This is a genomic window from uncultured Arenimonas sp. (assembly GCF_963976025.1).
In the GTDB taxonomy this organism is placed as follows: Bacteria; Pseudomonadota; Gammaproteobacteria; order Xanthomonadales; family Xanthomonadaceae; genus Arenimonas.
On sequence record NZ_CAXBJS010000097.1, the window covers coordinates 1 to 10,370 of the forward strand.

Consider the following 10,370-nt stretch of genomic DNA (forward strand, 5'->3'; position numbering starts at 1 on the left):
TGGTTTATGGCCTGCGCGAGATGCCGTCGGCGACCTACCGGAGCACGCCGCTGGTGGCGCCTGTCACCGTGCGTGACTTTCTGGCCCAGGACCCGAGCCTGCACACGCCCTGGGATGGCAGCGAAGGCCGCCGCGTCGAGCTGCGCACCCTTCCACCCCATGCCGGCGCCGAACCGCGCGAATGGCAGGTGCTGGTGGACGCGGGCGACGTGCTCAATGGCACCGCCATCGACCTGTACCTGGGCATCGACGACAACGGCGACGGACAGGCCTCGCAGGACGAACTGCGCTGCGCCGCCGTCACCGGCGCCGCCGTCGAACGCTGCGAAATCGCGCTCAGCCAGGCGGCGGGCGAACGGCCCGTGTACTGGGCCATGGTGCATAACCGGGGCATCCCGACGGCGCCCGTGCGCATGGACATCTATGAAGTGCCGATGTCCGGCGCGGGTGGCAAGCTGGTCGCCACCGGCCCGGGCCACGCCGATGCCGGCGAGGCATCCGGGCTTCGCGTGGCCTGGGACGACGCGCCCCTGCTCGAAGGCGAAACCCGCGTTGGATACGTCGGCCTGTCGGCTGACGACGGGGATCCCATGGGCAGCTTCCCCGTGCGGATCAGGCGAGTCGGGGACGTCCAGGAAGGCATTGTCCTGGCCAACGGCGAATCCCGCGCCCTTGCCCTGGCGCCCGGCGAAAGCCATGTCTCGATCATCATCGACGTTCCACTCGGCGCCACCCGCCTGACCGTTGAATCCAGCAGTAGCCAGAACGTCGACGTGTACCTGTCGCCGAGCCCCGGCAGCGGGGGTGGCCCGGCCTCGCGCCTGGAAAGCGTGCTTTCGGCACCCACCCATGCCGCCGTCGGTCCGACCGGAAACGAAACGATCGTGGTGAGCGGCTCGGCGCTTGCACCGGGTCGCTGGTACCTGAGCCCGTACAACCCGGGCACGGAGGCGGCAACGCTGCAGCTGCGGGCGACCGTCGAGGCCAATGCGCCGGCGGTGCGGCCGGGCAGCTACTTCAATGCGGACCGTTCCGGGCACGGCTTGTTCCTGTATCCGGCCGGCGACCAGTGGGCGGGCCTTTGGTACACCTACCTCGAGGATGGCGACGCCACCTGGTATTACCTGCAGGCACCCGCGCCCGGTCTGGACGGCTCGTGGGCCAGTCCGATCTACCGCGCGTCCTGGAACGGCGCCCGCAACGGCCTCACCGAGATCGGGCACGCCACGGTGACGCCGACGGGAGCGGATGGTTTCCTCTTCAGCTTCACGCTGGACGGCTACACGGGTTCGGAAGCCATGGCGCCGCTGGGGCGGGGCTGCCCGTCGCTTGGCGGCCTGCCGGTGGATGCAAGCTCGCATTGGTTCAACCCGGCCAGCGCCGGGTCCGGCTACAGCGTGCAGCTGTTCCCGAACTACGAGTTCCACGCGGCGTTCATCTACGACAACCGCGGGCAGCCGCGTTTCGTCGCGGCCGAGCGCAACGGTTTCGGCGGTGCCCAGGCCGACATCCCGGTCGAACGGCTCAGGGGCTTCTGTCCGACCTGCCCGCGCCTTGAGGAGCCAACGCGTTTTGATGCCGGTGTGCTGGGCCGCACGATCAGCCAGGGCAAGCTGACCGGCGTGTCGCTGGACGTGGTGTTCGAAGGCACGCTGTGGGGCGCGTGGAGCGCCGACGAGCCGGTGCAGCTCCTCGGCGGACCCGGCACCACCCAGGGCTGCGCGCCCTGATGGCGGGCGGTCGACGTCGCGGCGTCGACCGCGTGTTTGCGACGCTGGCGGTCGTGCTGCTGGCGCTGGCCGCGGCTCCGGCGCTGGCGACGCCGCTGTTCACGGTGCCGTGGCAGACGCCGGTCGAGGAAGGCGACAGCGGGCAAACCGACGTTGAAGTGCCCTGGTCCCTGTCCGCGCCTTCGTCGTCGGAAGTTTCGTTCACCTGGCAGACCCGGCAAGCCCTGCCGGGTTTCGGGCCCATCGCCGGACTCGACTACGTTCCCGTCCCGCCGACGCAGGTGACGGTGCCGCCGGGCCAGACCCAGGGCACCGTCGTGGTGTCGGTACTGGGCAACACCCGCCTCAACCATGGAGGGTCGATCGACCTGCGGTTCGATCAGTTCAACGGCATGGTGGGCAACTACGGCGATGGCAGCCGGGTGGATGCACGCGTCCGGATCGTCGAGGACGACGAACGCGCGCCGCACGTGACCCTTGCCTACGAGGACTATGCCCAGGTCGCCATGGACGGCCGGGCCCTTGTGGACGTTGCCGACAACGACTACATCGCGGAGTACGGCAGCGAACTGTCGATCATCCAGGCCCCCGCTCGTGGCCAGGTGGAGTTCGAGGCGTTCTGGCAGGAGGATGGCCACCGGCTGGGGCGTTACTTCTACCGGCCAGAGCCGGGCTTCAGCGGTCGCGACCACTTCCTCTACGCCGTGTGCGGGCCATCGGGCGTGTGTTCGCAGGCGCGGGTGCGCATCGACGTCAAGCCGCGCACCGCGCTCAACGTGTGGCGGATCGACCGCAGCGGCTACGAGGTCATCGGCATCGAGAACCTGCCTGAACTGGCCGGCGTGACGTACCTGACATCGCCGCTGGTCGCGCCGGAGCGGCTCTCGATGGATCTGCCGCCCGATCACACGCCCCAGGATCCATGGAATGCCGATTCCGAACTGACATGGGTGACGCGCACGCTTTCGCCAGCCCCCGATGGTCGTCCCATCGAATACCGGATCGTGCTGGACGCCACGCTCACCAGGGAGCGGAGCAGCGATGCCTACGTCGGCGTGGACCTGGACGGGGACGGCCGGCCTTCCCGGGACGAAGTCCGATGCCGCGGCTACGGAGACTGGGGCAGGGTTGCTTTCTGCGAAACCGTCGTGCGTGTCACGTCGCAGCCCGTGGTGGTCTGGGTCGCCGGCCATACGCGGTCCCAGGACCTGGCCGCTCTGGAGGTGGATCTCTACATCGCGCCGATCGGACTTTCGGACGGCAGCCTGGTCGCCAGCGGTCCGGCGCAGCTGGCGGCGGGGTCCCCGCTGCGGGTGACGGCGGCCTGGCAAGACGCCACTTACGTCGACGGCGAACGGCGAATGGGCTTCGTGCAGGTCTGGACGGACGCCGACACGCCGCTCGATCCGATCCCGGTCTGGCTGCTTGGTTCGAACGACAGGATGGGCCTGCCGCTGTTTGCCGGGGAACCCCGGACTTTCGGCCTGGCCCCGGGGCAAACCCTGGACAGGATCTTCATCGACGTACCCGAAGGTGCAACCCGCCTCGACGTGCGCTCGCGCAGCGAACCTGACCTGCGTTTCCACCTCGTTCGCCATCCCGGCAACGAGGACCCCTCGGCATCGCTCATCGCCCCGGCGCCCACGGCGGGGGACGAGGCCGTGCGCTCGAGTGGACCCGCTGGCGAGCAGCACGTTCGTGTCGAAGGCGCCGACCTTTCACCCGGCCGATGGTACGTGGTGCCCGCCAATCCGGGCGGGCAGCGCGCCACGATCGAGCTGCAGGCCGACGTCGAGGCTGTGGCGCCGGTAGTACGGCCGGGTAGCTACTTCAACGTCGCCCGTCCTGGCTCGGGCCTGGTGCTGTACCCGGCGGGTGGCGAGCGGGTTGGCCTGCTGTACACCTACGAAGCCGTGACGGGGCGGCCGACCTGGTACTACCTGCAGGCGCCGCAGCCGGGGGTCGACGGGATATGGCACAGCGCGATCTACCGCCAGGCGCGCCACGCGGAGAAGTCCACGCCGACGCCGGTAGGACGGGCCACTGTCACGCCGATGGGGCTGGACACGTTTTCGTTCACTTACACGCTGCAGGGCGAAACCGGTTCGGAAATCTATTCTTCGCTGGGTCGCGGCTGCCCGTCGCTGTCGGGAAGCGCCGTGGACATCAGCTCGCACTGGTTCAATCCGGCACGCGCAGGCAGCGGCTACAGCATCCAGGCCTGGGCCGGCTACGAATTCCATGCAGCCTACGTTTACGACGAGCAGGGTTCAGCGCTGTGGCTGGCGGCTGAACAGGACCACTTCGGCGGCGCGTCCGACTTCCTGCCGCTCCAGCGCCTGGCCGGTGCCTGCCTGACCTGCGAGTACGCTCCGCCGGAACGACAGGGCGCAGGCATCCTGTATCGCACGATCGAAGATGGCCTGCTTTCGCGAATCCAGCTGGACGTGCAATTCCGCGAAAGCTGGCCGCTCTCCGATGCCTTGCGGACCTGGTCGCTCATCGATAGGGTCGAATTGCTCGGGGGCCCGGGCAGTACCCAGGGATGCATGCCATGAAACGCCATTTTTCGATGATCCGCGACTTCCACCTGGCCGACTGGTTCACGCTGGCCAACGCCTTCTGCGGCACCGGCGCGATCTTCGCGGCCATGCGCTTCCTGCAGGACGGCCGGGTGGGCGACCTGCTGTGGGGCATGGCGCTGGTGCCGCTGGCGTTCGTGTTCGATGCGCTCGATGGCTGGGTGGCGCGGCAGCGGCACGGCGCTTCGCTGCTGGGGCGTGAACTCGATTCGCTGTCCGACGTCATTTCCTTTGGTGTCGCGCCCGCCGCGCTGGCCTACGCCTGCGGCATGCAGGGCGGCTGGGACTGGCTGGTGCTGTCGTATTTCGTCGGCTGCGGCGTCAGCCGGCTGGCACGTTTCAATGTCACCGCCGAAGCGCTGTCCGAAGGCGCCGCCAAGGTGCGCTTCTTCGAGGGCACGCCCATTCCCACCAGCGTCGTGCTGGTCGGGCTGATGGCCGTCGCCGCCTGGCAGGGCAGCATCGGCGAAAACCTGTGGTTCGGGCGCATTCACCTGCTGGGCTGGCAGCTGCATCCGCTGGTGCTGCTGTTCGCGGTGTCGGGTTCGCTGATGATCAGCAAGACGGTTCGCATCCCCAAACCCTGAAGGCCACCCGGGCCTCAGCCGCTTCCGTCGGCCTGGCTCCCCGTTGGCGGCCGTCCGTGCTTCCCGGAGCGACAGGCGTCGGAGCAGTAGCGCACCGCCTGCCAGTTCCTTGCCCAGGCCTTGCGCCACGTCATCTCCCGCCCGCAGCGGGCGCAGGGTTTGGAGGGCAGGAACTGCTTGTTGCCTTTGAATCCGGTTTTCACGTTGAACACACCGGGTTTGCCGATGAAAGTCCGATTGTAAGTGGTTTCCGCGTTTCATCCGGAAGCGCGGAAAGCGGCATTGTGGCTGCTGCAGTACCGGCGTAGCGTGGCTCGCAGCGGGGCATTCCGTCCCCGCAGGGAGGGGGATTCATGGATAAGCGCATCATCGTGGCCAGCCTTGCACTGGCCTTCGCCGGACAAGCACAAGCCGCCTGCACGGCGGCGCAAAAAGCCGAGCTCGAAGCCCTGGACAGGAACTGGGGCGAAGTCGCGCGCAAGGGCGACAAGAAGGCGCTCGCCGACATCTACAGTGATCACTTCCACGACCTCACGCCGGGCGCCCCGCAGGACAAGCAGGCCGCCATCGCGTCGGCGTCCGCGGGCGGTGCCGACCAGCCGCCGATCAAACATGACTTCTATGCCATCCACTGCCAGGGCGATACCGCGGTCATCACCCACCGCAACACCGGCACCTGGGAGGACGGCGGAGAATCGGGCACCTGGTACGCGCGCAGCATCCACCACCTGGTGCGCGAAGGCGGCAAGTGGCGCGTGCTGGCCAATGCCGGCCACCCGCTGAACGACGCGGGCGTGGTGACCTACCTGGACCTGGAGTGGAACCAGGCCGACATGAGCGGCGACAAGGCCTGGTTCGAGCGCAACCTGGCCGGAGATTACATCGGCATCGGCAGTCGGAACGGCGCGATGCAGGGCAAGAAGGAAGCCGTGGCCGACGTCGGCAAGTACAAGGTCACGCAGGCCGACAGCACAGACGTCATGGTGCAGGTCGAAGGCGACGTGGCCCGCGTCAGCGGCATCTACCACTACGCCGGCACGGACGACAAAGGCCAGGCCTTCAACCGCAAGGTGCGCTACATCGACACCTGGATCGAACGCGGCGGGCGCTGGCAGGTATGGAGCTCGCAGGGCACGGAAATAAGCGACTGAAAAAAACGTCCCCGTGGCCGGAGCCACGGGGACGGTTCTTGCATCGGTTGCGTGCGGCTTGCGGCCGCTTAAAGGCGCGAGGGGAAGATGCCCTGCGTGCAGATGTAATACGTCAGCCCGTTCGGCGCCGCGTCCCGCAGGTCCGGCAGCGCGAACGTGGTGCGGCCGTCACCGCCGAAGTTCGTGCCCAGCAGCGAGAAAAGCGCGGTGTTGGAGGCGATCGACAGCAGCTGGCCTTCCGCCCTGATGCCAGGCGCGACGCCGGCCGCGGTCAGCATCACTTCGCCCAGCACGCAGTCGTATTCCCGGCCATTCGCGGCCCGGTTGGTGTTGAGTCCAAACCGCAGGTCCGGGGTGGCCGGGCCGGCAGGGCCCTGGGGTCCCATCGGTCCGGTTGCACCGGTAGGCCCTGCCGGGCCGGTGGCGCCCGTGGCACCGGTGGCGCCCGTGGCGCCCGTGGCACCGTCCGCACCCTGGGGGCCCATCGGACCGATGGGGCCGGGTGCACCGGGCGTGCCGGGAATGCCCATCGGGCCCATGGGACCCATCGGGCCCGGGGCACCCATCGGGCCGGGAATACCCATCGGACCCATGGGGCCCATCGGACCGGTCGCGCCCGTGGCGCCGGTGGCACCGGCCGGACCCATCGGGCCTTCCGGGCCGGCCTCACCCTGCGGGCCGCGCGAATTCCAGGAAACCGCCGTGGTGCCGAAGCGGCAGTTCACGAAGGCGCCCTTCTTGATGCTCAGGACCAGCAGGCTGTCCGAGTTCTGCGTGCAGGCATAGAAGGTGTCCGGATCCGGCGGCCCGGCGGGCGGCGGCGGCGGGAACCACTGGGCGGCGGCGGTCGCGGGCAGGACAAGCAAGGCGGCAAGGCACAGCCCGGCGCGGCGGCCGGACGGCAAACGATTCTGGCGCATGGATTTCCCCTGTTTGAAATCGAGTGACTCATGGGAAGGATACGCAGAAAGCCGTGAACCTGGCCACCTCATGGCCGATCGCTGGCCGCGGTTTGACCCTGGTTTTACCAAGACCCGGCATCGTGCATTCCAACAGTCACCCCGGTGACGGGAAACAGGAGCACGAGCATGTGGAAAATCATTGGTTGGACGGCCGGCGTCGTTCTTGGCCTTTTCCTGGCGTTGGTACTTTCCGGCTGGGCGTATTATGAAAGCCTCGACCTGGAGGCCGAGACGCGGGGCAATCCGGCTGCCACGGCAGCGGACCTGGACTTCGTCCGCGAAGGGGTTCGCGAGCAACGAGGGCGCGTGCTGGCCGTGCTGAGCAGCACGGCGCGCTTCGACCAGGACCGGCGCCAGGGCGGCTACGAACTCACCGAAATCTCGCGCGCCTACTGGGTGTTCACGGCCAACGGTTATGAAGTGGACCTGGCCAGCCCCCGGGGCGGTACGCCACCGCAAACGCTGGATGACGGCCTGGTCGATGCCGACTACGCCTTTCTCAACGATCCCGCGGTCCGGTCCAAGCTGGCCGATACGATCCCGCTGGCGGAGGTGGACCCTTCGAAATACGACGCGGTGTATTTCGTCGGCGGCAAGGGCGCGATGTTCGACTTCCCCGGCAATGCCGATATCGCCCGGATCGTGCGCGACATCGCGCCGCGCGGGGTTGTCGGCGCCGTCTGCCACGGGCCCGCGGCGCTTCTGGACATCACGCTCGCCGACGGAAGCCCGCTGCTGCAGGGCCGCCGGGTCACCGGCTTCAGCAATGCCGAGGAATTGTTCCTGATCAAGGAGGCGCGCGCGGTGTTTCCCTTCATGCTGCAGGAATCGCTGGCGCAGCAGTCGGCCGGCTTCGTGGAAGGCCCGATGTACCTGGACAACACGGTGGTCGATGGCCGCCTTGTCACCGGCCAGAACCCCTGGTCCACCTGGACGGTGGCCGAGGCGATGGTGCGCGCCCTGGGTCATGAGCCGGTGGCCCGCCGCACCACGACCGAAGAAGTCAGCGTGGAGCTGCTGGCGACGTACCATGCGGAAGGCCTGGAAAAGGCCGTGGACCGCAAGCTGGCCGGCCCGCGGGCCGACAAGCTGCTGCTGCTGATGCATGCCCTGGTCGCGGCAATGCAGGGGAACCTGAGCGAAGCCTGGGAGCTGCAGCGGCTGGCCAGGATTTAAGACATCATATTGCCGCGAACAGAGGAGCCCACCATGGTGCCGCCGGGGCCGATCCGGGTGCTGCTGGTTGAAGATGACCTGGACGTCGCCGCCGGCATCGGCGACTACCTGGAAGCCAGGGGGCTTCTGGTGGATTACGCCGGTAGCGCGTCCGAGGCTCACGCGCAGGTCAGCAGGACGCTCTTCGACATCCTGGTGCTCGACGTCAACCTGCCAGGACAGGATGGCATCACCCTGTGCCGCGAACTCAAGCACGCGCACGGGCTGGCGACTCCGGCGATCTTCCTCACCGCCCGCGGGGCGCTGCAGGACAAACTCGATGGGTTCGCCGCGGGTGCGGTGGACTACATGGTCAAGCCATTCGCACCGGCCGAACTGCTCGCGCGCATCCAGGCGATCTGCGCGCATGTCACAAGCCCGTCCGGGCTGTCGCTGGAAGCCGGCGGCTACGTCCTGGACCTGCACAGCGGACTGCTGAGCCATGCGGGCCGGGACCTGCAGCTGCACGCGGCCGGCCTGGCCATCCTGCGCAGGCTGATGCAGGCGTATCCGCGCAGCGTCGGCAAACAGGCGCTCCGGGAAGGGCTTTGGGGGGACGAGGCGCCGGAGAGTGATCCCCTGCGCGCCCACGTTTACCAGCTGCGCCAGGCGATGCTTGAACGTTTTGGCGAAGCGCCCATCAGCACCGTGCGCGGCATTGGTTATCGCTTCGGGGTGGATCCGTGAACGGCAAGCGCAGCCTGCGGCAGGTTCTGGCACGGCAGTGGATCGCCTTCGCGCTTGCGCTGGCGACGGCCTTCGCAGCAATGGCGCTGCTGCTTCTGTTTATCCTCGAGGACGAATTCATCGACGATCGGCTCAGCGGCGTCGCCGGTGGCATCGTGCGCCTGGAGTCCGCGCGCCTGCCGGAACGTTTCGCTTTGCATGCCCTGTCGCAGGCACCGGACGGGCTGGCGCGGCCCATGCAGGGCCGGCGACCCGGCGCCATTGATGAATTCCGGCTCGCCGATGGCCGCTACGTTCACGTGTTGCTCGGCCGCAGCCCGGCAGGCGAGGACTACCTGCTGGTCTACGACGTCAGCGACCAGCTGCGGGTGAACCAGGCCCTGGCGGGTGCCTGGCCCTGGCTGCTTGCCATGGCGGTCGCGCTGGCTTTCCTGGCCTGGCTGCTGTCCCGCTGGCTTGTTGCGCGCATCGCGCGGCGCGCGCGCGGCCTGATCGAACATATCGGCGGCAGTCCGGATCCGGAGTCCCTGCAGGCCTTTGCCGAACGCGAAAAGATTGAAGAGTTCAGCCAGTTGGCGCTTTGGGCGGCCGACTCCTGGAAGGCGCGCCTGCACGCGCTCGCCGTCGAGCGGGAAACCCTGGCCTTCCTCGGGCATGAGCTTCGCACGCCGCTGCAGTCTGCCCGCACCAGCCTGGCCCTGCTTCAGGACGACCGCGACAACGAGGAAGCCTGGAGAAGGTTGCTGCGTGCCCAGAACCGGCTGCTGCGGGCGAGCCACAGCGTGCTTTGGCTCGGCAGCGATGCGGAGCCGCCTGCGGATGCGCGCTGCGCCGCCGGCCCGCTGCTGGCTGGCCTGGTCGACGAATTCGCGACGCTCGCGCGGGCACGCGGGCAAACACTGGCCGTGGACGCCCCGGAAGGCCTGCAGTGGGCCTTGCCGGAGGAAGTCGCCGAGACCGTTGTCGCCAACGGTTTGCTCAACGCCATCCAGCACGGCGGCCCGGGCCGGATCAGCATCGAAGCCACGACGGCCGGGCTGATGATGCAGAACCCGCGGGCACCCAGTTCCGGGCCTCCCGGCCCGTCCGGCTTCGGGCTGGGCCTGTTGCTGTCAGAGCGGCTGCTGGCACGCTTTGGCTGGACGCTTTCGCGGACGGAGACCCAGGAAGGCGTGCGGCTGAGCCTGGCGTCGCCGCCTTGATGCCACCCGGCGTTACACCCACCCGGTCGCGTAGAACACGCCGATGATGAAGAACACCGCCAGTGTCTTGATGATCGTGATGGCGAAGATGTCCTTGTAGGCCTGCCGGTGGGTCAGGCCGGTGACCGCCAGCAGGGTGATCACGGCGCCGTTGTGGGGCAGGGTGTCCATGCCGCCGCTGGCCATCGAGGCCACGCGGTGCAGCACGTCCATCGGGATGTTGGCGGCATTGGCGTTGGCAATGAAGGTTTCCG

At 68.2% G+C, this 10,370-nt stretch carries 8 protein-coding genes and 2 pseudogenes; 7 read left to right on the forward strand and 3 right to left on the reverse strand.

The window, feature by feature from the left end:
• The 3 genes from AACZ35_RS08845 to AACZ35_RS08855 form a co-directional block, all read left to right on the forward strand.
• Positions 1-1,730: hypothetical protein (locus AACZ35_RS08845; RefSeq protein WP_339828301.1), on the forward strand; the 1,730-nt coding region annotated here is incomplete at its 5' end.
• Positions 1,730-4,288, forward strand: coding sequence for a hypothetical protein (locus tag AACZ35_RS08850; protein WP_339828302.1), 2,559 nt, complete (start codon positions 1,730-1,732; stop codon positions 4,286-4,288). The genes AACZ35_RS08845 and AACZ35_RS08850, both read left to right, overlap by 1 nt.
• On the forward strand, positions 4,285-4,899 hold the full coding sequence (locus AACZ35_RS08855; protein WP_339828304.1) for a CDP-alcohol phosphatidyltransferase family protein: 615 nt from the start codon (positions 4,285-4,287) through the stop codon (positions 4,897-4,899). Before AACZ35_RS08850 ends, AACZ35_RS08855 begins: the two co-directional genes overlap by 4 nt.
• 14 nt (positions 4,900-4,913) lie before the next feature.
• On the opposite strand, the gene AACZ35_RS08860 is transcribed toward AACZ35_RS08855, so the two are convergent.
• Complete coding sequence (locus tag AACZ35_RS08860) at positions 4,914-5,102, reverse strand: DUF2256 domain-containing protein (protein WP_339828305.1); 189 nt, start codon at positions 5,100-5,102, stop codon at positions 4,914-4,916.
• Positions 5,103-5,252: 150 nt separating this feature from the next.
• Here AACZ35_RS08860 and AACZ35_RS08865 point away from each other — a divergent pair, with 150 nt between their 5' ends.
• Positions 5,253-6,050: a nuclear transport factor 2 family protein gene (locus tag AACZ35_RS08865; RefSeq protein WP_339828306.1), complete on the forward strand. Its 798-nt coding sequence runs from the start codon at positions 5,253-5,255 to the stop codon at positions 6,048-6,050.
• A 134-nt stretch (positions 6,051-6,184) separates the two neighbouring features.
• Here the strand turns inward: AACZ35_RS08865 and AACZ35_RS08870 are convergent.
• Positions 6,185-6,328 (reverse strand): annotated as a pseudogene (locus AACZ35_RS08870) (tail fiber protein); the annotation flags it as partial.
• A gap of 810 nt (positions 6,329-7,138) precedes the next feature.
• Here AACZ35_RS08870 and AACZ35_RS08875 point away from each other — a divergent pair.
• Genes AACZ35_RS08875 through AACZ35_RS08885 form a run of 3 tightly spaced genes read left to right on the forward strand, consistent with a single transcriptional unit; the run spans position 7,139 to position 10,116 of the window.
• Positions 7,139-8,188 (forward strand): type 1 glutamine amidotransferase domain-containing protein, encoded by a 1,050-nt coding sequence (locus AACZ35_RS08875; RefSeq protein ID WP_339828308.1) that lies wholly within the window; start codon positions 7,139-7,141, stop codon positions 8,186-8,188.
• 33 nt (positions 8,189-8,221) lie between these two features.
• On the forward strand, positions 8,222-8,914 hold the full coding sequence (locus AACZ35_RS08880; RefSeq protein ID WP_339828309.1) for a response regulator transcription factor: 693 nt from the start codon (positions 8,222-8,224) through the stop codon (positions 8,912-8,914).
• Positions 8,911-10,116, forward strand: coding sequence for a histidine kinase dimerization/phospho-acceptor domain-containing protein (locus AACZ35_RS08885; protein WP_339828310.1), 1,206 nt, complete (start codon positions 8,911-8,913; stop codon positions 10,114-10,116). Before AACZ35_RS08880 ends, AACZ35_RS08885 begins: the two co-directional genes overlap by 4 nt.
• A 12-nt stretch (positions 10,117-10,128) precedes the next feature.
• Here AACZ35_RS08885 and AACZ35_RS08890 read toward each other — a convergent pair.
• Positions 10,129-10,370, reverse strand: a pseudogene (locus tag AACZ35_RS08890) (GntP family permease); the annotation flags it as partial.